Genomic DNA, 17,204 nt, shown 5'->3' on the forward strand with positions numbered 1-17,204 from the left:
AGAGTCTGCAGATTCCCGCACTAAGATCGCAGACTCTTTTTTTATATGAGCAATCTACAATTAAAAGTCCAAATAGCGGCCATTGATAAGATCACTGCCCCGCTTCGTGGCATTGCAAAGCAGTCACAGCGCTTAAGCCAAGGTTATAGAGCCGATATGGGGCAATATAATAGTGTCTTAAAATCGACAAAAGGCGCTTTAAAAGATGTTCAAGCCGAGCAACAACGACTCGCTAAAATTGGAGCTCCGGTTTCTAATGAATTGATTCAATCAGAAAAAGAGCTACTAAGTCGCATTAATGAAACCAACAAAGCCATTGATATGCGTAATGCAAAAATGGATAAGGAGATGGGATTAGTTAGACGCAGACAAGCCGCAATGGAACGTGGCAAAGAGCAGATGGGTCGTGGCGTAAAAATGACGGGAGCCGCTACCGCAGCAACATATGTGGGCGCACGCTTCATGATGCCAGGCTTCAACTTTGATGAACAAATGAGTAAAGTGCAAGCCTTAACTCGTATGAACGCAGATGATCCTATGCTTGCAAAACTCCGTGAACAAGCAAAAGAATTAGGTGCAACAACGTGGGCCAGTGCAACACAAGCAGCGGATGCACAAGGGTTCTATGCAATGGCCGGCTTTGATCCCCAAGCAATTATGGATGCCCTGCCCTCAACGCTTGATCTTGCGAAAGCAGGTGGTGTTGATGTTGGACGTGCTGCAGATATCGGTTCTAATATTCTCTCTGCTTTTGGATTAGATCCAAGCGAAATGAATAAGGTTTCAGATATTTTAGTGAGCGTATTTACTCGTACTAATACAAGTATTGAGACTCTCGGTGAAACGATGAAATACGTTGCTCCTATTGCCAACAAGCTCAATATCCCGCTAGAAGAAACAGCCGCAATGGCAGGTATTTTAGGAAATATCGGGATTCAAGGCTCACAAGCAGGAACATCCCTTAAAACATTAGCAGTAAACTTAGCGGCTCCGACAGGTCGAGCGGCTAAAGCACTTGATACTTTGAAGATAAAAACTAAAGATGCTGCAGGTAACTTCCGAGGAATGCCTGACATCATTATTGATATGATCAAAGCTACCGAAAAAATGGGAGATGCCCAAAGGCTAGGATACTTAACTGATATTGCCGGTAAAGAGGCAGCCGCTGGATTTGCCGGTTTCATAGATGAAAATGGTTATGATGAATTTATCAAAATAATCGAAGCTGCTTATAACGCTGAAGGAGAAGCCGCAAGAGTTGCTGGCGTAATGTCTGACAACGTTAAAGGTGATTGGGTTGGATTTTTGTCCGCTATTGAAGCCGTACAAATAAACGTATCAGAGCTTGAAACTGGCGGTATTCGTTCACTCATTCAGTCCATCACAGAGATGACTCGTAAAATCAGTGACTGGATTAAAGAAAATCCCAAGCTTGCCGGTACTCTCTTTAGAGTAACAGCGGGCATTGTTGCAGTTGTAGGAGGGCTAGGAGCACTATCTATTGCGATGGCCATTTTCAATATGGCTGTTTTAGCGAACCCTATTGTACTTGTGATAGGGGCGATTATCGCAGCCGTTGTCGCTCTTGTTTACTATAAAGATCAAATCTGGGAGTTCTTCCAGGCATTCTTTGATGCGCCCGTTACTTATATCCAAAAAGGATTGGAATCTCTTGTTACATTACGCAAAAGAATCAGTGAGTTCTTATCTAAAATCCCGATTATTGGAGGAGTATTAAGCTTTATTTATGAGCTATCTACCGCACCATTTCTTCTCTTAAAATGGGTTATTGATAAAGTAATTGAGGGCATTAGTTGGATTAGTAATGCTTGGATTATGCCGGCATTTGATATGACTGGTGCAAATAAGTTCACAGGATTACTAAGAGGAAGCGTCGACTTCATTCTCAATATTCGTAAAAATATTAGCGATATTCTAAAGAAAATCCCGATTATTGGTGGAGCGTTAAGCTTTATTTATGAGTTATCTACTGCCCCATTTCTACTATTGTCCTGGTTAATTGAAAAAGCAATCCAAGGAATTGAGTGGCTTGGCAATATGTGGGTATCGCCTACTATTGATACGAGTGGGTTTACCAACTTTTTTAATACATCCCGAGGGATACTCGATTTCTTATTAGACTTTCGTAATAGCGTTAGCGATCTGATCTATGAGATTCCATATATCGGGCCATTACTTAGTTTCATCTATGATGTTGCAACATTACCATTTGCTTGGTTAATGCAAGCGATTAAAGAAGTAATCAGTGGCTTTGAATGGATTGGCAATAACATCGAGACGATTAAGGCTTGGTTTGTAAACTTGTGGGAGACCGTTGTAAATGCAATGCAACCTGTTGTTGAACTATTCAATACCATGATTGCGTTGATCAGTGCGATGATAATCGGGATTCGCGAGCTTTTCTCATTTGAAGCCCCAGAGTGGATGAAGAAAACAGGCAACTTTGCAGGTAATACATACGATTACTTTGCAGATAGTTTGAGTTACACCGGTGACTTAATAGGAGAGCAGCTAGATGGGGTTTTCGGACGCACACCGAAACAGAGAACGAATGCAGGAACTGCAGCATTAGTCATTACTCCTGCTAATCCTATTAAGAATATCACTACTACTAATCATCAAGAAGTACACGTTGAGGTTCATGCAACCACTAACGCAAGCCCAGACGTAATTGGGGGCGCTATTGCACGAGCTATCAAAAGCAAAGCATTTATAGGAGATGAACACTAATGTTACCGCAAATGATTTGGGGCTTCTCGCTGTTTTCGGCAAGTAATGTGCCCTACGCTCAAGTGAGTACTGAGAAAAACTTTAACCACGCATATAATAAACGAATTGGGGCAAGAGATGCACGGCAATATCTTGGTCCAGGTGAAGATAAAATTACCATCACTGGCACATTAGTGCCATTTGTGACAGGTGGCCGTTTAGCACTGCAGACGTTTGAGATTCAGGCGGCTTCAGGGTTAGCATTCCCGTTAATTGAATCGAACGGCACAACGCATGGTTTTTATGTGATTGAGAGCATGACAACATCAGAAACTCATCAAATCGCCGACGGACGACCAAAGGTGATTGAGTACACGATCAACTTCAAACGAGAAGGTGATGACAACCTGGATTATTCAAAAATCGCTGTCGGCATGAAAGGTGCATTGGGGCTATAAATGTTAGTAATAAATCAAAATCAACCCAATGTGGCCATCACGATTAATGGGATGCCGTCTATCTTACTCAATAATAATATCAATAGTATCTCTCTGATTGAAAACAGAGGCTTTGATGCCGATACATTGCAGATTGTGATTAATGATTCTGACGGTTTAATAGAACTCCCAAATCGTGATGCCGAGATCCAGATTGCCATTGGATTTGGGATTAATCTCATCAATAAGGGCAAGTTCATTGTTGATTCAGTCATGCACTCTGGCCCACCCGATATTATTACCATCGGTGCTCACTCTGCAGACTTTAAGAAAGAGCTTTTAGAACGTAAAAGCTTACTCTTTGAGAATAAAACGATTCAAGAGATTGTCGAAACGATTGCCAAAAAACATAAGCTAGAATCCAAAGTTGCTGAGATTTACCAAAAGATCAAAATCAAAGAGAAGTCGCAAGCAAACGAGTCTGATGCGAATCTTCTCACTCGTATTGCTGAAGAGTATGACGCAATTGCGACGATAAAAAATGGAACACTGCTCTTTTTAGAACGTGGTGCCGGCAAGACGGCTTCAGGGGAAAGCCTGGATACGATCACGCACAACCGATCAGATGGAGATCAGCATAACTACACGGTTTCAGATCGTGACCAATACACAGGGGTTGAGGTTCGATTTCTACTTTCTGACAAAGCCAAACGCCAAACCTTAATCGTTGGAGAAGATCGCCGGCCGTTTAAGATTAGAAAGATTTACAACAACGAAAAGGAAGCTAAAACAGCAGCCGATCAACAATTCAAACGCTTAAAGCGTAGCTTAGCAAGTGTGAGCGTTAATCTCGCACGAGGCAATGCCGAACTAAGTGCAGAAAGCCCACTCAAATTGGTGGGCTTCAAGACTGAGATGGATAATCATAATTGGATCGTGACCACTATCACGCATCGAATTGATGCTTCTAATGGGTTTGTGTCTGAACTACAAGCCGAGGTAAAACCAAAGGAATAATTGCCTAATCTCTATCAAATCTTACAAAGCTTCCCCAATAATCAAAGACAACAGTAACAATGCCATTCACTGGCTTTCCGTCATCTTTAGCTTGATACTTCACTGTCACAAAAATATTATCATCATCTTTTTTAATCTCATGTGACAAGGGTTTAAAACTTAATGGATCAGAGAGCCCCGCAATAATTCTATTTTCCGCAAGTAACGTCATTCTTTCGTCTGAAACATCGGGTAGATTACTGGCATTGTCACCCTTACAAAGCGCCTTTCCCTTGTTCAAAATCTCCGTGGTATCTGCTCCTTTTACTAAGATTGGCTCGATAGAATCCTCAATAAATAAAACCTTACGAGTTTGTGCATCGATAGGCATCAAAGGATACTCTTTATCGTCATCATAATTGTAAATCGTTACATTTCCATCTAAACAATTTAATACGACCTCATCTGCTACGAATGGCCACTCGCCACTATATTCAGATTTTTCTAGTCCTTCCCGCACTAATTGGGCAGATGCGAGATTAAAACTCAGTGCTATTATTGTTGAAATAAACGTAAAAAATAGAAATACTCTTTGCATATTAATCCTCTCCTAATGCACATTACGACCATGCCAAACAACACGGCCAATCGCTTCAAAATCTAATGGTGGGTTATTCGTATCAATCTCAAAGCTCTCATACGCTGAATTAGCGCTAATCACTTTGATGATTCCGCCGGGTAAGCGTTGAATACGCTTCACGATCAAATCACCTTCGATACGAATCACGTAAATACCGTTTAATAACGTATTATCTTCTTTATTGATTAAGATAATGTCACCGTTATTAATCTCACCCTCCATGCTATCGCCTTTTACACCAATTACAATAAGTGATTTAGCACAAATACCAAGAATATTATCAATCCAGTACTTACGAAACGCCATAGGATGCATAATATTCTCCATCGATACATCTGCACCATATCCTGCACTCGCTTGGACGTTATAACGTGGAATAAATACGAACTCTTCGATATCTACTGTATTTCCAAGAGTGTCATGAATATTGGTAGGCTTTATTTCCGAAATTTCTCCAGTATATAAATCCTGAACACTTACATTATAGGCTTCTGCTAGCTTCTGCATATTCCAAGCATTAGGAAGTCTACCACTATTTTCTTCCCAAGCTTGAAGAGTGGAATATGAAACTTCAACTAGTTGTGCGGCACTATTTCTATTTAAGCCTCTTTTTTCTCTAATTGATTTCAAATTTTCCCCAAAATTACTCACAAACTTATTTTCTTGACCAATATTCTTATTTATTTTTTGATTTCTCATAAAAAAACCCTTACCCAACATCCTTTTATCAAACAACACATCTCGTAAAATCTTCTATTTTCAATTATTATTTGACTTTAGAAGCTTCCTAGTTGAAAATAGAAGTTAACCACAAATAACCAATGCGGTTACATCTGGTTACATTATAACCATTGGTTGTTTTTAGGTGTAATTTAAATATTAGAGGGGTTTGATTGTGCATAAACAGAAGAAAAATGAACAAAAGACACTTTCTATTCGGTTCGATCTTTCTATTTATGAGCAATTAAAAGAATTAGCAGAGAAAGAAGGCCGCTCAATAGGCGGACAAGCTCGAATCTTTATAGCTCAGGGATTGGATGAGGATAGACAGAAGGCAGAGGTTTAAATGTAGCGGTTGTAATGGGTCGGCACATCTCTTATATACAGCGCCGCAGTCGAGCAAAACAAGGGTAAAAATCTACTATTGCAAAAACTGTGATGCAAACATCAAAACCATAGAAGAGATCGTCGCTTCGGCATCATTTAAGGCATTAGCAACAGCTTAAATCTCTAATTTTCACTTTATTAAATTTAATCGCATTTCGGTGCGAGGGATTTTTTTAACTCTAAAAAAGGTAAACAACATGAATCAAGCAAGAGAAGTTATTAAAAAAGTATTTGGTAAAGAGGGCCTAAAGGCGCTTAGTTACCTTGAAGGCTTAAATCACGAGAACAAAAAAATGCCACTTATTATTAATGGCGGAGCGGGAACGGGGAAATCAACACTATTGACCCTAATTTCTATGGCTCTCTCCAACGGTGAAAGTACGGTTATGAATTACGAATACAGAACCAAAGCGGGGATGATAAAGCACATCCAAGAATCAAATCTCATTCTGATTGAATTAGATAACTCAGATTATCTTACTGAGGAGAAAATAAAATTGCTGATAAAGCTCGCTAACGGAAAACCCATCGTTATTACTGGAAACTTCACGAGTGAAGCCATCTGCCATCATAAATTTATTACTTTATCTCACGAGCATTTTAGCGATGAGAATAAAACACTTATTTACAAAGTATTAGGTAGGTAAGTCATGACCAAAGAGCAAAAAGAAGAGGTTTTATTAGCGTGGAAAGCCGGCGATAAAGTCAAAGATTGTGCCGAATACGCAGGTACAACCCCAGACAAAGTTAGGCAGTACTTAATTGAAATTGGCGAGTTATAGGAGAACACAAGTAATGACAGAAAATATTCCAAACAATGAATATGTAATCGTTTCTCAGTTTAGAGGATTTAGTGTTGATTTTGTTGAAGAAGAGTTTCAAAGCCCTTCGATTACAACTGATCAATTGAATGAAGCCAAGGTATTTACCTTTGAAAGAGCTAAAGCATTTTGTTTGCGATTCAGCAACTGCCGAATGATCCCATTATCTAAAGCATTAGAGCTTTCTAGCGCAACAATTGCCTCTCATAGATATGAGGATTATTTAGAAAGTCTTGAGGATAACAAGGAGGAGTAATGAACATTATTGAACTATCTGCAAAACGCAAAGAAATGCAACAGCATCAGCGCTCAATTATCGGTGATATAGAGATTCCCTATTCACTTGCAAAAGAATGGATAGAAACGGAAAGAGCCTATCAAATCAAACTCGCAAATATCGAATCAGCAAAGCAAGCGAGCATTATTAAACAACTCTCGAAAGAGAATGCAGACTTAAAAAAAGGAATTAGAGCATGAGTAAGAAGAAAGAGTTTTGTAAATGTGTTTCTGAAATGGAAGAAAAGATTTTAGAGCTTTATAAGGAAAAAGGAGAATTGATTAACCCTAGTGAAGCCAAGTTTGTAAATTCAGCCATTTTATTATCAGAAGGTGCCGGTCCTGGAGTGCAGCCATTCATTCCAGTGGAAATATTATCAGAAACTAAAAACGGTAAGCCAAAGAAAACCAAGGTCAATATCTATTGTACTTATTGTCCTATGTGCGGTCAGTACTGGCGTGAAGATAAGGAGAAGCAAAATGAGTAATGCAAATGGTCAATTTACAGGTAGGAAGAACAAGTTAGTTAATCTTAATGATCATCTTTTTGAGCAGATTGAGCGCTTAAATAATGAAGATCTTGATAGTGAAACACTTGAGCGTGAGATTAAACGTGCTGACTCCATGTGCAAAATTTCAGAAAAAATTATTGATAATGCCGCGCTAGTACTTAAAGCACAAATAGAGTTTGGCATGGGTGATAACGCAGCTGAAAAGCGCATTTTAGGATTGGAAGATAAATCATGAAATATACAGTAGAAGAGATCGATTTTCTTAAAAAGAACCAAAGCACAATGACACGGAAAGAGCTCACTGAAAAATTTAATCAACACTTTAAAAAAAATAGAACAGTCGCTGCAATACGTGGATTTTGCAAAAGAAATGGGCTCTTAAGACCGAAAGATACTTGGTATTTCCCTGCAGGGCATATCCCTGCGAATAAAGGATCAGTGGGACTAACTGGAGCTAATTCAGGATCGTTTAAGAAAGGACATAGACCTCATAACACACTAGAAGTTGGCGCTGCCATTAAAAGAGAAGATGGTTATACCTACATTAAGGTTGCAGAGCCAAATCATTGGCGACCAAAGCACTACTTAGTATGGGAAGAGAGCAATACACCTGTTTTAGCTGATGAAGCCATTCTTTTTATAGACAACAATCGAGAGAACTTTTCTCTTGTTAATTTGATGAAAATTACCAAAGGAGAATTAGCGCGAATGAATAAAAGAGGATTTTCTGCTCTTCCGAAAGAACTAAAAAGACAGGCCGTCTATTTAATTAGGCTAAATATTTTAGCGAATAAGAGAAGAAGTAAAAAGAAGCAATAAAAAACCACTTCATAAGAAGTGGCTCAATTCACAGTGTAGCAGCTACTTGGACGTTGATTGCTACACGTAAACATTAAAATCATTATAAAGGAAGCATCATGCAAAAGCTATTAGAAGCCATCCGATTTTCAAAAAGACTCAGAAGTAACCTCTTTGAATTAGAAGAGTTATTAAGCGTTGCAACGGTTCTTGATGAAGTGGTCGCAGTAAACCGCAACATCAAGCTTTATAGCGATCTAGTGAAATCATGGGTTGAAGATAATAAACCCGGCATTCTTATGCGTATCGAGATGAAGAGCTTACGCCAGGAGATAAATTCTATTCGCAGACAAATTGCGAGTAAGACTTCAATGGTTCTTACAGCTCAAAGGGCAGCTTAATATGTCGAATCATAGAAAAATGGATAGTGCTCTCAGAGAGAGCATTATCTCTGTTTTAACTTCCAAATATGGGATGCGCCAATCCGGTGAGAACTTTGCCGGCGGTGTTTGCCCTGATTGTGGGAAAAAGGATTTATGGGCAGTTGGTGATGAACCGTGGTCAATCCAATGTAACCGTATTAATAATTGCGGTTATAAAGGATTGATTCGTGAGCTTCACCCTGAGCTATTTAAATCAGTGACTGAACGAGCTGAATCTTTCATGCGGGATGAAAGAAAAATTGATCCAAAGGGCATCGCTAAATTCTACCTCAGTGATGAACGTGGATTAAATCCAACTCGTGCCGGCAACTTTACGCAAGAGACAGCTTATAACAGAAAGACTGGTAAAGGCTCTGCTACAATTCGTTTTTATTTCCCTGTCGCTAATGATAAAGAGTGCTTCTGGGAAAGAATTATCGAAGATATTGGAAGTGACAAAGCCAATTTCCCAAAAGGTATTTACTACTCTGGATACGGTTGGGTTACACCAGAATTCAATCAACGCAGGGGCGATGTTTGGATTGTTGAGGGAATCTTTGATGCCTTGGCACTGCAAGAGCATGGTATTCGCGCTATTTCTGCAATGACTTGTCATAACTTCCCGGCAAAGACCATCCAATCATTAAATCTTGATAAACTCACAACGATTGTGATTGCACTTGATAGTAATAAAGCAGGATATGAAGCAATCCCCAAAATGATTGCTCGTGTTGAAGAGTTAGGGTTTACCAATGTCCAAGTGGCTCTTACTCGTTCAAAAATGGATTGGAACGATTGCCATATCCAGGATAAGTTATCCCCTGAAGATATCGAGCTCTATTACTACAATGGCGACCTTTTCACAGCAACAAGCGCATACAATAAAGCGCTGTTAATGTGGAAGCGCAATTTATGGCAGTCCTTCATTGTTGAACATGATTATAAAACTTACTGGGCTGAAGTTAAAAACGCTTCTGGCCTACAAGACAAAGAAGATGAGGAGGAAGATAAAGAACCAGAACTTTCACTTACACAGATTGGCACATGTATCATTGATTTTCTCTATGTTGAGCGCTCAATCGCAACAGATGAAACTCGCTTCTATCTTGATATCCAAAACTCCCGTGGTAATGACAGAGGCATCTTTAGTGGTAAACATTTTAAATCACCTAATGAATTTGGCAGCCGAATCATTGATACATTACCAGGGGCAAACTTCTCTGGTAAAGCTCATCAAATTGAAAAGCTTTATGAACTCAAAGCACCTTACATAAAAACGGTACATACAATTGATTATGTAGGATATTGCCCAGAAGCTAAGGGATACGTTTATCCACAATTCGCGGTAAAAGATGGCGAAATCCATTTACCGAATAAAGAGGATTATTACTCTTTCAAAAACTATCACATCAAAAACACATTCACGCCTGGAAGCTTTAATCCATCAACAAATATTAAGCCGGTGCAATGGCTTGATGACTATATCACTGCTTTTGGCGATCGAGGCCTTATTGTCCTAGCGTACTTCTTTGGCTCACTCTTTGCGACTCAAATACGCCACGAACTTGGCTACTTCCCTTTTCTAGAATTTACTGGGGAAGCAGGATCAGGGAAAACAGCAGTACTCGAATTTATGTGGAAGCTGATGGGGCGTGATAACTACGAAGGGATCAACCCCACGACATCGACACCTGCAGGACGTTATCGCACACTGAATCAATTCTCAAATATGCCAACTTCGTACATCGAGGGGCAATCAGAATCGAAAGATGCAAAGAAAGGAAAGGACGACTGGCTTTACGAATCAAAAACACAGTTTAACGGCCGCTCAGTAAGAACGAAGGGGAAAAACAATAACGGTAATGATACTGACGAATCACCATTCTACGGGTCGATTGTTGTCTCGCAAAACGTGAAGATTGATGCGGATGAAGCGACACTTACTCGCTTTATCTACCTGCACATGACAAGCGACCATCATACGCCGGCAGGAAAAAGAGCTTCCGAAAAATTAATGCGATTAGAGATAGATGATGTCTCTTCTTTTCTTCTGCAGACGATTCTACAAGAGAAATCGATCTTAAAAATCATCTTCGACAAATACGAAGCGATCAAAGACATCTTTATTGATAGTGACCGTGTTGTGCATTCCCGTATTCGTGATGTTCATAAGCTCTTACTCGCTATTTTAGAAGCCCTCACAGAAACCTACAACATTGATTATAAAAACCGTGATAAGGCAGCCAAGCTCATTATGCGAATTGCTGAAGATCGCCAAAAAGACTTGGATCACGACCCAGAGCCTGTACAAGAATTCTGGTATCTGCTTGAAGACTTACAACGTGATGAAAATCTAGATAATCGAAGCTCCTTGATTAATCACTCAAACAACAAAGAATTTGAGCTCGCAATTAACTTGAACGATATCGCAAAAATGGCACGAGACCGCAATCTACCACCAATTGATGTCACGCTCTTACGTAAGCTCTTACCGAAAACAAAAACCTTTGAATTTATCGAAAACAAAACAGTTAAATCAAGCATAAGCGGCAGAACTACACGCTGTTATGTCTTTAAATGGAATGGGAAGTGGAAATGATGGAAGACAAACAATTTTTAGAATTTTTCCGGCAAATGATCCGAGAAGAGATTGGGGCCAAGAATGATGACACGAAAATAATCTCAGTGGCAAAGGTAGCAGAAAAACTGGATATATCAGTCGTTCATCTCACAAAAAACATCATGCATACGCCTGGATTCCCTAAAGCAGTAAGGCTAACAGTAAAAGGGGATCTTCGATTTTATGAACATGAGATTAACGAATATATTTTAGGACTTAGAAAGGAGGCTTAGGGTGGGAGTTTTTTTAATGGTTTTAGCTGTTTTAGGGTTATTAGGCTCACAGAGCATTAAGTCAGTATTGGCATCAACCATTATGCTTGTGTTTGGCATGTGGGTGCATGGTGCATTTGATCAGATTTTAGGAGGATAACACTATGTTTAATTATAAAAAAACAATAATAAAAAGCCATGTCTATTATCCGCAGTTTTTGGCGCAATACATGAAAACTAAAGAGGGCCAAGCATTCGCCTTAAGCATTATGAGTCAATTAATAGATGGTTTTGAAATTAATCAAAAAGGGAGAATTGAAACTGTTCACATCAATGACCAATCACCTATAAAAATTGATTTTGAATAAGAAGGAAACAAACGATGAATACAAATGAAAGAGTAATTAGCGCAGCAATTAGATACGAAGCATTTCAGTTTGAATCAGATGAAATTATTACCATTGAAATTATGGGTATAACTTACGATCACGCAATAGAATGTAATATCGCAGGATACGCTGAACCTTTAGAAGGCATTGAGCTCGGCTTCATAACCAGCCATAAGCGCTTTGTAGATGCGAAAACTGCAAAAAAAATAGCGGTTATGCAAAATCAATTAAAGCTGCTTAATGAAAATGGTATTAAAAGCTCAGAATTATTAAAAGAAGGGTTCACAGAAATAACACTAAATGGATCAGAAAGAACTGTAATTAGCCTATTAGGCCAACTAAAACCTGAAGATTTATATTAATGGGAAAAGATGATCGCTTCGGTTGGCCAAATAACTTTAACCAGGAAGATGAACCTATTATTTTAGATTGGAAATACTTCAAAGAACTGCTTTTAGGTATGTTGGCCATCTTTGGATTTTGTTCCGGCATTATATTACTTTTCGTATTATTCCATTTGATAAGAGGGTTTTAAATAAACTATGTTAATTGATATAGCACTTATAATGCTCTTTATTGGCTGTTTCTTATTGGGAATGTATACCAGTAGAAAGTTGATGTACTCTTACTATCCTAAATATGAGTTAATAATTAATGGAGTTAAAGCTCACAAGAAGATTACGCAAAAGAAATATGATCAAATCATTAAAAGAGCAAAAGAGAACCCTGTGAAAGATAATAACGACTGGAAGCCCTTAGATTAAGGGCTTTTTCTATCCTAATCGATCAGCTATTTCAGTAGCTGTCGGGTTATAATAAATCATTAATGACCTTGGATCTCTATGCCCTATCATCTTAGCCAAATCTAACACATCAATTTTACGAGCTAATCTAGTGCATGCCTCATGCCTGGTATCGTGAAAAGTCATATCAAAAACATTCGCTTTCTTAGCATATTTCTTAAATATCGCAGATGCCTTATATGCAGATGCTCGATAATCTTTATAAAATACCGGCTGCGCACGATAGCTAATTACACGCCCAAACTCATCTTTTTCGCTTCTATCATGAATCAATGTTCTTGAATGTGCTCGCATCATTTCTAAAAGCTCTATTGCTCGACGTGAAAGAGGCACATCACGAGAATCACCATTCTTGGACATCAAAATTTTGAGGTATCGCTCTTTAATATAAATATTATTCCAATCCATATCGCTGATCTCTCCGATTCTCATCCCTGTTTCTAACGCAAAAAGAAACATGATCGCAACACGATGCCTGGCTTGAACTGGCGGTATACCCTCTTCATAATCAAGAGCTTCTAAAATCCGAGATTCTTCAGCCGGCGATATTCTACGATTACGTGGTGGTGGTTCTTTAAGCTGAGATATTCCCTCAAAAGGATTATGATCAATCCAACGATTCTGCGTAGCAACTCGAATTGCTGAACGCATAATTGAGATCTCTTTATTAATGGTTGAAGTCATTACCTTTTTAAGACGGTGTGCAATATACTTCTCAATCATCTCTGACGTTAACGAATGTAGTTTTACATCTGTATTTAACTCTTTGCATCTTAGGAAGTAATTAATACGTAGCGTCTCATTTTTTTGAGATACTTTTTTTGGGGTTTCAGTTTCTAAATAATAAAGTAAAGCATCACCAAAAGTTTTACTGTAATCTGTCTTACGTGATTGACCACGTGCAATTTCCTTCTCACGTTCAGCGCCCCAGGCAACAGCCTCTGCTTTTGTATCAAAAGTCTTAGCATCACGAATACGCTCATAATCGACCATCACTTCAACTTCAACACGCCAACGGTCACCACGTTTTCTAACATACATAATACAGCTCCACGACTAGGCGGGATTTCTGGCGGGAATAGAGTCACCTAAACTACCGAAGAACCCCTAAAATACTCTTATGAAATATCTTGAATAAGCAGATAGTATCGCAGATTACCGTATATAACCGCAAAAAGGAAAAGAGCTAAAATTCCCGCCGCCTCCACCAGCTAGCTGAAAAAGCCACTTTCGAAAGGAAGTGGCTTTTTTATTTTTAAAAAATTATAATCACCTACCTAAACTAGGAACTATTAAATTATTCCAATTACTAGGTTCAATAAATAGTATTGAAAACACTCCGCAAAATAACACACAAAGAGAAAAGATGAGGTTATCTTTCCTCAATTTTGTCCATGACAACTTATGCCTTTAATTTAACTGAAATAATAGATCATAAGAATACGAGCTCTTTGATGATATACTACAATCCCACAGCTACAGAAATTGCGAATAAACTTGGTTAGACATTTTACAACATATTTATACACTAATGATAATATGCAACTTAAATATGACTACCAATCCATACAGTAACACAGTAATATCTCTATATGTACTTAATCCTGCTACATACTATTCTTATTGATACTCTTCAAAGAGCTATAAAACAATGGACTATTAAATCATGATCATTAAATATTTCTCGGCTAGCTACACTGGTGGCATTACAATAGAACCCTTAACTTTTGACCAAAACATGACCTTATTAGTCGGCCCTTCTGGTGTTGGAAAAACATCTATATTGAATGCGATATCTGATTTAAAAAAAGTTCTACGAGGTTCATCAATTAACGGCTTCAAATGGGAAGTTAAAATCAACTTCAATAACACTAACTATAGATGGCTTGGTGAGTTCTCTTACATTGAAAAAAATATTTTTGATGAGTTATCTAAAGATCCCAGAGAGTCATTCATTGCTAACCTTCTCTCTGCAATAGATAAGAAAGTTACTGATGATGATGCTAAACTTATCTCCGAGCAGTTTTATATCGATGATAAAAAAATACTTGAAAGAAGCCCCACCAATTTTATTTTTAATAAAAAAAATATTAAAATAAAGCTTCCCGATAATGAAAGCTCTTTAAATTCTCTTAGAGACGAGCCTGCAATAGTAGAATTTATTTCAGCAATAAAGAGGATAACTATATTAAACAATGATTATTTAAGTGTAGAGGGATTAAACATTCATCATATATCCCCAAAACGAAAAAAAGATGTAGACCTTCAAAATACTGACATTAATATATCAGAATTAAAAAAACTCGATTGGAGTATTGAAAAAAAATTACATTTCTGCGAAATGCATATTCCCCAAGTATTTTCCGACATTACTGATAGATATAAAGAAATATTCCCCTTTGTTGATAGCATAACCGTAAAAGAATTCATTTATCCTGAAAGTGCGACTAGATATTTAATTTTAATTAAAGAAATAGATAATAAAAATCTTATCTCTGGAGACAAGCTGTCTTCTGGTATGTCCAAATCTCTGATGCTCCTCTGCTTTTTCTATCTTTCAAATGAAAATATTGTTTTCCTCATAGATGAGTTTGAAAACGGATTAGGAATTAATTGTCTAGATGAAATTGTTGATATGCTTTCTTTTGAACAATATAACCAAAATATCCAGTTTATATTAACTAGCCATCACCCATATATTATTAATAATATATCTATGGATAGCTGGAAAGTAATAGCTAGAGATAAAAGCATAATTAAATCATATGACCCTGTTATTGACTTAAATCTAAATACATCTAGACATGATGCTTTCCTTTCTTTAATAAACTCAGACGTCTATGAAGAAGGTGTATTTACATCATGAGCCTATATGTATTAGTAGAAGGTAGAAGAACAGAAAAAATTATTTATCCAAATTGGATTATAGAAAATACTAACTTCATTAAAAAAAGAACTCCTGAAGCGCCTCAAGATAATGAATTTTATATTATTAGTGGGAACGGCTATCCATCTATCATCACTAATTATCTTGAAAATGCGATCAAAGAAGTAAATGAATATAATTACGATAACTTTTGGATTGTTGTAGATGCTGATGAAGAAGATATCGACAAAAGAAAAGCTTATATTGAAAGTAATATACAAAAATACAGCTTAAATAAAACTGTAATTGTCAACATTATAATTCAAAAAATTTGTATAGAAACTTTTGGACTAGCGAATAATAACTTCTTTCCTACAGATGAAAATTTAAGTGAAGAACTCAAAGAATTCAAGCATAAATACGATGTGACTACCTATGACCCTTCCCTTCTTACTTCGGATAAAAAACAAAACAATATGAATACAGCTCATTATCACGGAGCTTATTTAAAAGCTATTTTTAGCGCTAATAATTTAAGATATACAAAAAAAAACCCAGGAGTCTTTAAGAATAAAGACTTTTTTAATGGTATTAAGAAAAGAGTTCTTGAGACTAATCATGTTTCTTCTTTCAAAGATATCTTAGTTGCATTAGATCAAATAAAAACAACTACTAAATAACAATTTAGATAATATATCAGCCCAAACAGACAATTCAACATTCCAAAAACTGCAAAATAAAAGAAATGACCTTTTTATTCCCCACCACACAACTCCCAATTAAACAAAATCGCTTTTTCTATTTCTTCATAAAGCTCTTGCTCCATTGGGGGAAGATAAGCATTTTGATCAACGGCAATAGTGCTGGTGAGAACTTCAATGCAGAGTTCTGGAGCATCTTGATGATAAAGGGTTAAAGCAAGATCATTGCGAATGGCATCATACGCTACGAAATCAAGGTAGAAATTACATTGATTGAGAAGTTTATTAAGGATATTCTCGGCATCTTTATATTGCTTTTGATCATATAGAGCTTGAAACTCTTGGCGCTGTAATGCGATCGCATTCAAGGTGCAAGCTTGCGGGGGAATACGGTAAGAGCCTTCTAAGGTGGCACGCATGCCACAATATTGCCGGCATTCTTCATACGTTTCAATATTCACATCAAGAATATGCCCTTTTTGCGTGAAGGTAAGTTCACACTGCCCCAACTCTTCCTCATCATCAACAAGCCCTTGATTCCCTTTGATTGTACCGGCGACATCAAAACAGACATGCCCATTACCTCCAAGGATATTCATTAAAAAACGTTGTTGCCCAATATCATTGGTTTCAATGATCACATCACTTTCACTACCAGCCCCGAGATATCTACCATCTACGACCTGTGAGAAGCTAAAAGAAGAGATAAATATAGAGAAGAAAATAAAAACTTTAAAGAGATATCTGTTCATAAATAGCTTTCTAATAAAAATATAACAATGCACCTCACGGCATTTGATAAAGGTAGAATGCCGGTAAACCTTTTAAGAGACGCTATCATCACAGAAAACGCGACAAAATGCACTATGTTCGG

25 protein-coding genes are annotated in these 17,204 nt (G+C 37.6%); 21 read left to right on the plus strand and 4 right to left on the minus strand.

Annotation, left to right across the window (positions count from 1 at the left end; translation table 11 throughout):
- The first annotated feature begins 45 nt into the window (after window positions 1-45).
- The 3 genes from MMG00_RS09835 to MMG00_RS09845 are packed head-to-tail and all read left to right on the plus strand — an operon-like array spanning window position 46 to window position 4,184.
- The gene (locus tag MMG00_RS09835; protein WP_242147845.1) at window positions 46-2,751 is read left to right on the plus strand and encodes a phage tail tape measure protein; all 2,706 of its coding nucleotides are present in this window, start codon (window positions 46-48) and stop codon (window positions 2,749-2,751) included.
- An 11-nt stretch (window positions 2,752-2,762) separates the two neighbouring features.
- A complete protein-coding gene (locus MMG00_RS09840; RefSeq protein WP_255837839.1) occupies window positions 2,763-3,188 on the plus strand; it encodes a phage tail protein in 426 nt (141 codons plus the stop codon).
- Window positions 3,189-4,184, plus strand: coding sequence for a contractile injection system protein, VgrG/Pvc8 family (locus MMG00_RS09845; protein ID WP_242147849.1), 996 nt, complete (start codon window positions 3,189-3,191; stop codon window positions 4,182-4,184).
- A 4-nt stretch (window positions 4,185-4,188) separates the two neighbouring features.
- Here MMG00_RS09845 and MMG00_RS09850 read toward each other — a convergent pair whose 3' ends face one another.
- A complete protein-coding gene (locus tag MMG00_RS09850) occupies window positions 4,189-4,761 on the minus strand; it encodes a hypothetical protein (protein ID WP_242147851.1) in 573 nt (190 codons plus the stop codon).
- A gap of 12 nt (window positions 4,762-4,773) precedes the next feature.
- Window positions 4,774-5,502 (minus strand): XRE family transcriptional regulator, encoded by a 729-nt coding sequence (locus tag MMG00_RS09855; RefSeq protein ID WP_242147853.1) that lies wholly within the window; start codon window positions 5,500-5,502, stop codon window positions 4,774-4,776.
- A gap of 196 nt (window positions 5,503-5,698) precedes the next feature.
- Between MMG00_RS09855 and MMG00_RS09860 the strand changes: the two genes are divergently transcribed.
- The 16 genes from MMG00_RS09860 (at window position 5,699) to MMG00_RS09930 (ending at window position 12,724) form a co-directional block, all read left to right on the plus strand.
- Entirely contained in the window at window positions 5,699-5,869 is a 171-nt protein-coding gene (locus tag MMG00_RS09860; RefSeq protein ID WP_242147855.1) for a ribbon-helix-helix domain-containing protein, read from the plus strand.
- A gap of 238 nt (window positions 5,870-6,107) precedes the next feature.
- Window positions 6,108-6,557 (plus strand): hypothetical protein, encoded by a 450-nt coding sequence (locus MMG00_RS09865; protein ID WP_242147857.1) that lies wholly within the window; start codon window positions 6,108-6,110, stop codon window positions 6,555-6,557.
- A gap of 3 nt (window positions 6,558-6,560) precedes the next feature.
- Complete coding sequence (locus tag MMG00_RS14150) at window positions 6,561-6,692, plus strand: hypothetical protein (protein WP_255836706.1); 132 nt, start codon at window positions 6,561-6,563, stop codon at window positions 6,690-6,692.
- A 13-nt stretch (window positions 6,693-6,705) separates the two neighbouring features.
- Entirely contained in the window at window positions 6,706-6,987 is a 282-nt protein-coding gene (locus tag MMG00_RS09870) for a hypothetical protein (protein WP_242147859.1), read from the plus strand.
- Window positions 6,987-7,208, plus strand: a complete 222-nt coding sequence (locus tag MMG00_RS09875) for a hypothetical protein (RefSeq protein ID WP_242147861.1) — start codon at window positions 6,987-6,989, stop codon at window positions 7,206-7,208. Before MMG00_RS09870 ends, MMG00_RS09875 begins: the two co-directional genes overlap by 1 nt.
- Window positions 7,205-7,495 (plus strand): hypothetical protein, encoded by a 291-nt coding sequence (locus MMG00_RS09880; protein WP_242147863.1) that lies wholly within the window; start codon window positions 7,205-7,207, stop codon window positions 7,493-7,495. The genes MMG00_RS09875 and MMG00_RS09880 overlap by 4 nt, the downstream gene beginning before the upstream one ends.
- Window positions 7,488-7,754, plus strand: coding sequence for a hypothetical protein (locus MMG00_RS09885; protein WP_242147865.1), 267 nt, complete (start codon window positions 7,488-7,490; stop codon window positions 7,752-7,754). Before MMG00_RS09880 ends, MMG00_RS09885 begins: the two co-directional genes overlap by 8 nt.
- A complete protein-coding gene (locus MMG00_RS09890; protein ID WP_242147867.1) occupies window positions 7,751-8,338 on the plus strand; it encodes an HNH endonuclease in 588 nt (195 codons plus the stop codon). Before MMG00_RS09885 ends, MMG00_RS09890 begins: the two co-directional genes overlap by 4 nt.
- Window positions 8,339-8,436: 98 nt before the next feature.
- The gene (locus tag MMG00_RS09895) at window positions 8,437-8,718 is read left to right on the plus strand and encodes a hypothetical protein (protein ID WP_242147869.1); all 282 of its coding nucleotides are present in this window, start codon (window positions 8,437-8,439) and stop codon (window positions 8,716-8,718) included.
- 1 nt (window position 8,719) lies between these two features.
- Window positions 8,720-11,338 carry a toprim domain-containing protein gene (locus MMG00_RS09900; protein WP_242147871.1) on the plus strand — a complete coding sequence of 873 codons (2,619 nt, stop codon included), beginning with the start codon at window positions 8,720-8,722 and terminating at the stop codon, window positions 11,336-11,338.
- Window positions 11,335-11,592: a hypothetical protein gene (locus MMG00_RS09905; RefSeq protein ID WP_242147873.1), complete on the plus strand. Its 258-nt coding sequence runs from the start codon at window positions 11,335-11,337 to the stop codon at window positions 11,590-11,592. Before MMG00_RS09900 ends, MMG00_RS09905 begins: the two co-directional genes overlap by 4 nt.
- Window position 11,593: 1 nt before the next feature.
- A complete protein-coding gene (locus MMG00_RS09910; protein WP_242147875.1) occupies window positions 11,594-11,731 on the plus strand; it encodes a hypothetical protein in 138 nt (45 codons plus the stop codon).
- A gap of 4 nt (window positions 11,732-11,735) precedes the next feature.
- A complete protein-coding gene (locus MMG00_RS09915; protein WP_242147877.1) occupies window positions 11,736-11,939 on the plus strand; it encodes a hypothetical protein in 204 nt (67 codons plus the stop codon).
- 14 nt (window positions 11,940-11,953) lie between these two features.
- On the plus strand, window positions 11,954-12,322 hold the full coding sequence (locus MMG00_RS09920) for a Y16D family protein (RefSeq protein ID WP_242147879.1): 369 nt from the start codon (window positions 11,954-11,956) through the stop codon (window positions 12,320-12,322).
- Window positions 12,322-12,495: a hypothetical protein gene (locus tag MMG00_RS09925; RefSeq protein ID WP_242147881.1), complete on the plus strand. Its 174-nt coding sequence runs from the start codon at window positions 12,322-12,324 to the stop codon at window positions 12,493-12,495. Before MMG00_RS09920 ends, MMG00_RS09925 begins: the two co-directional genes overlap by 1 nt.
- Window positions 12,496-12,502: 7 nt before the next feature.
- Window positions 12,503-12,724 carry a hypothetical protein gene (locus MMG00_RS09930; protein ID WP_242147883.1) on the plus strand — a complete coding sequence of 74 codons (222 nt, stop codon included), beginning with the start codon at window positions 12,503-12,505 and terminating at the stop codon, window positions 12,722-12,724.
- A gap of 9 nt (window positions 12,725-12,733) precedes the next feature.
- Here MMG00_RS09930 and MMG00_RS09935 read toward each other — a convergent pair whose 3' ends face one another.
- The gene (locus MMG00_RS09935; protein ID WP_242147885.1) at window positions 12,734-13,804 is read right to left on the minus strand and encodes a tyrosine-type recombinase/integrase; all 1,071 of its coding nucleotides are present in this window, start codon (window positions 13,802-13,804) and stop codon (window positions 12,734-12,736) included.
- Window positions 13,805-14,429: 625 nt separating this feature from the next.
- On the opposite strand from MMG00_RS09935, the gene MMG00_RS09940 reads away from it, so the two are divergent.
- Both MMG00_RS09940 and MMG00_RS09945 read left to right on the plus strand, forming a co-directional pair.
- Window positions 14,430-15,629, plus strand: coding sequence for an AAA family ATPase (locus tag MMG00_RS09940; protein ID WP_242147887.1), 1,200 nt, complete (start codon window positions 14,430-14,432; stop codon window positions 15,627-15,629).
- Window positions 15,626-16,309, plus strand: coding sequence for an RloB domain-containing protein (locus MMG00_RS09945; RefSeq protein WP_242147889.1), 684 nt, complete (start codon window positions 15,626-15,628; stop codon window positions 16,307-16,309). Before MMG00_RS09940 ends, MMG00_RS09945 begins: the two co-directional genes overlap by 4 nt.
- Before the next feature lie 74 nt (window positions 16,310-16,383).
- Here the strand turns inward: MMG00_RS09945 and MMG00_RS09950 are convergent, their stop codons facing one another.
- Window positions 16,384-17,082 carry a hypothetical protein gene (locus MMG00_RS09950; protein ID WP_242147892.1) on the minus strand — a complete coding sequence of 233 codons (699 nt, stop codon included), beginning with the start codon at window positions 17,080-17,082 and terminating at the stop codon, window positions 16,384-16,386.
- Window positions 17,083-17,204: the final 122 nt, after the last annotated feature.

It is taken from the genome of Ignatzschineria rhizosphaerae, assembly GCF_022655595.1.
In the GTDB taxonomy this organism is placed as follows: Bacteria; Pseudomonadota; Gammaproteobacteria; order Cardiobacteriales; family Wohlfahrtiimonadaceae; genus Ignatzschineria; species Ignatzschineria rhizosphaerae.

What these genes read in the sequence shown, in the direction of transcription:
- MMG00_RS09835 (WP_242147845.1), top strand. Translation starts at nt 46, where the DNA reads ATGAGCAATCTACAATTAAAAGTCCAAATAGCGGCCATTGATAAGATC.
- MMG00_RS09840 (WP_255837839.1), top strand. Translation starts at nt 2,763, where the DNA reads ATGATTTGGGGCTTCTCGCTGTTTTCGGCAAGTAATGTGCCCTACGCT.
- MMG00_RS09845 (WP_242147849.1), top strand. Translation starts at nt 3,189, where the DNA reads ATGTTAGTAATAAATCAAAATCAACCCAATGTGGCCATCACGATTAAT.
- MMG00_RS09850 (WP_242147851.1), bottom strand. Translation starts at nt 4,761, where the DNA reads ATGCAAAGAGTATTTCTATTTTTTACGTTTATTTCAACAATAATAGCA.
- MMG00_RS09855 (WP_242147853.1), bottom strand. Translation starts at nt 5,502, where the DNA reads ATGAGAAATCAAAAAATAAATAAGAATATTGGTCAAGAAAATAAGTTT.
- MMG00_RS09865 (WP_242147857.1), top strand. Translation starts at nt 6,108, where the DNA reads ATGAATCAAGCAAGAGAAGTTATTAAAAAAGTATTTGGTAAAGAGGGC.
- MMG00_RS14150 (WP_255836706.1), top strand. Translation starts at nt 6,561, where the DNA reads ATGACCAAAGAGCAAAAAGAAGAGGTTTTATTAGCGTGGAAAGCCGGC.
- MMG00_RS09870 (WP_242147859.1), top strand. Translation starts at nt 6,706, where the DNA reads ATGACAGAAAATATTCCAAACAATGAATATGTAATCGTTTCTCAGTTT.
- MMG00_RS09875 (WP_242147861.1), top strand. Translation starts at nt 6,987, where the DNA reads ATGAACATTATTGAACTATCTGCAAAACGCAAAGAAATGCAACAGCAT.
- MMG00_RS09880 (WP_242147863.1), top strand. Translation starts at nt 7,205, where the DNA reads ATGAGTAAGAAGAAAGAGTTTTGTAAATGTGTTTCTGAAATGGAAGAA.
- MMG00_RS09885 (WP_242147865.1), top strand. Translation starts at nt 7,488, where the DNA reads ATGAGTAATGCAAATGGTCAATTTACAGGTAGGAAGAACAAGTTAGTT.
- MMG00_RS09890 (WP_242147867.1), top strand. Translation starts at nt 7,751, where the DNA reads ATGAAATATACAGTAGAAGAGATCGATTTTCTTAAAAAGAACCAAAGC.
- MMG00_RS09895 (WP_242147869.1), top strand. Translation starts at nt 8,437, where the DNA reads ATGCAAAAGCTATTAGAAGCCATCCGATTTTCAAAAAGACTCAGAAGT.
- MMG00_RS09900 (WP_242147871.1), top strand. Translation starts at nt 8,720, where the DNA reads ATGTCGAATCATAGAAAAATGGATAGTGCTCTCAGAGAGAGCATTATC.
- MMG00_RS09905 (WP_242147873.1), top strand. Translation starts at nt 11,335, where the DNA reads ATGATGGAAGACAAACAATTTTTAGAATTTTTCCGGCAAATGATCCGA.
- MMG00_RS09915 (WP_242147877.1), top strand. Translation starts at nt 11,736, where the DNA reads ATGTTTAATTATAAAAAAACAATAATAAAAAGCCATGTCTATTATCCG.
- MMG00_RS09920 (WP_242147879.1), top strand. Translation starts at nt 11,954, where the DNA reads ATGAATACAAATGAAAGAGTAATTAGCGCAGCAATTAGATACGAAGCA.
- MMG00_RS09925 (WP_242147881.1), top strand. Translation starts at nt 12,322, where the DNA reads ATGGGAAAAGATGATCGCTTCGGTTGGCCAAATAACTTTAACCAGGAA.
- MMG00_RS09930 (WP_242147883.1), top strand. Translation starts at nt 12,503, where the DNA reads ATGTTAATTGATATAGCACTTATAATGCTCTTTATTGGCTGTTTCTTA.
- MMG00_RS09935 (WP_242147885.1), bottom strand. Translation starts at nt 13,804, where the DNA reads ATGTATGTTAGAAAACGTGGTGACCGTTGGCGTGTTGAAGTTGAAGTG.
- MMG00_RS09940 (WP_242147887.1), top strand. Translation starts at nt 14,430, where the DNA reads ATGATCATTAAATATTTCTCGGCTAGCTACACTGGTGGCATTACAATA.
- MMG00_RS09945 (WP_242147889.1), top strand. Translation starts at nt 15,626, where the DNA reads ATGAGCCTATATGTATTAGTAGAAGGTAGAAGAACAGAAAAAATTATT.
- MMG00_RS09950 (WP_242147892.1), bottom strand. Translation starts at nt 17,082, where the DNA reads ATGAACAGATATCTCTTTAAAGTTTTTATTTTCTTCTCTATATTTATC.